Below are 1872 nucleotides of genomic sequence, written 5' to 3'. Positions count from 1 at the left end.
GCAAATATTTTGCAGTCGGCATAGCCGAAAAAAACCTGATTACGGCAAGGGGGAGCTGTAATCAGGGAAAAGGGGTTTTAGATTTTGATTGCGTCAGTTCGGGGGTAACTCCACCCCCTCTGTTTCAGTGTTTCATGTTGTCATGTTGTCATGTTTACAAGCATTGATTGATTAACCAAACATTGCCGTATAAGTTCCATTGCTTTTTTAAGTGTCTGATCTTCTACAACAGCAACCAGTAGTTCACCCTGTTTTTTTTGTTTTCTGACTGCATGCCACATTTCAATATCTAGCTTGAAAAGTAGCTCGGCCACATTGTCTGTATCGTCTACAATTTCCTGATCGGTTTTTTCTTCTGCTTTGCTAACCAATTTTTTAAGACCTTTCGACCAGTTCAACTGGCGTGTACCTTTGAAAGCAAAGTAATACAGCTTGAATAAGTTTGCATCTGCTTGGTTTTCGGAATCGGTATAACTTCTTAAAATATCGAACGGTGTACGGTTATTTTCTTTGCCCTTTTTAATATGACCTTTAGTCATTTCATGCTCTAAGCCCCATTTTGCAACATAAGCCCCAGCTTCATTTCCAGCCTGTAAATCTAATCCGTGTTTTTCGCTTGGTTCGTCCAGACCTGCTTTTAAACAGCAATCTTTCCAAACTTTGTACATATCCTGCTTTATACCAGGCAATGATTTTTTACCCAGGGAATAAGGCACAAATAACAAAACGTGATAGTGAGGATGGAATCCATTGGTGCCATGGGTGATTTCAAAGCATGAGATATAGTGTTTTATCTGCCAACGCTCAAACATATTTTGAGATGCACGAATACCCTTAAAAAACTTGCCATAAGCCTTTTTTAAGTCCTTTTTGAGTTGTTTGATGTCCGTATCTGAATAATGGGGAACAGTAAGTGTAAGCAACAGCACAGATCCGCCTTGTTTCTTCCACCAGTCCATGGCTTCTTTGACTTCACATTTACGGTGTTCTGAAATAATCGCAGCACAAACAGGACAACCCCACGCATTAGCACAGCGCATGACGTTCGTATAATTGGCTTTATTGCGAAATTTATTAAATGTAACCCCTACACCATCATTTGTATCAACACGGTTATAGAAACAATATTGGGTACGTTCTCCATCAAGTATTTTTCGAGATGAATCTAATAATTTGAATCGTTCCTTGATTGACTGAAAGCCTTGTGTAGCAAGGATGGAGGAGTTATCCGTATTATTACCAAGGGGCTTCGCCATAGAGAGAGTCGAGGCGGGATAAATCCCTGCCTTCGCCCCTCTCTCTTCTCTTCCACTTTCTTTGTTTTGACCGTACAATTGTGGTTACCTCGATGTATTGACCGTACAAACAGGATTCAAAGCCTTAGTGATTGCCGTCACTAGGGCTTTACTTTTACTTGGTGTCTGATTCTTGCTCTAGTTCTTCTTCATTTACGCCTAAATTGGCCAAACTCTCCTGAAGTAAGCCCTCCATAACCATGTCCAAAGGAATACCTTTTTCATAGTCCTGATAAGCTTTTAACATAGCTTCTAAAATCATTCTGTTTTGGTTAAGGATGTCAGCAATAACGGTTGTAGTCGTCTTTTTTTGATAATGAGCTATACCGTTTAAAATCTCGTGCAGCTCTGGATCAACAGACAGGGCAATTCGTTTTCTAGCCATGTTACCTTCCTTTATATTCTGTTACCCATAATACAGTTAAACAAAAGATAAGCAAATATTTTGCAGTCGGCATAGCCGAAAAAAACCTGATTACGGCAAGGGGGAGCTGTAATCAGGGAAAAGGGGTTTTAGATTTTGATTGCGTCAGTTCGGGGGTAACTCCACCCCCTCTGTTTCAGTGTTTCATGTTGT

The 1872-nt window shown here is 40.2% G+C and carries 2 protein-coding genes; both read right to left on the bottom strand.

The annotated features are described in order from the left end of the window. Positions 1 to 140: 140 nt before the first annotated feature. On the bottom strand, positions 141 to 1334 hold the full coding sequence (locus tag ACR2F3_RS02330; protein WP_432708369.1) for a protein rep: 1194 nt from the start codon (positions 1332 to 1334) through the stop codon (positions 141 to 143). Positions 1335 to 1410: 76 nt separating this feature from the next. Further along, on the bottom strand, positions 1411 to 1680 hold the full coding sequence (locus ACR2F3_RS02325) for a hypothetical protein (RefSeq protein WP_432708368.1): 270 nt from the start codon (positions 1678 to 1680) through the stop codon (positions 1411 to 1413). Positions 1681 to 1872: the final 192 nt, after the last annotated feature.

This window comes from Pedobacter sp. (assembly GCF_045627485.1).
GTDB lineage: Bacteria > Bacteroidota > Bacteroidia > Sphingobacteriales > Sphingobacteriaceae > Pedobacter.
This window is presented reverse-complemented; position numbering and strand designations above follow the sequence as displayed.

Excerpts from the sequence above, each read along its gene's own strand:
- ACR2F3_RS02325 (WP_432708368.1), bottom strand. The coding sequence starts at position 1,680 with ATGGCTAGAAAACGAATTGCCCTGTCTGTTGATCCAGAGCTGCACGAG.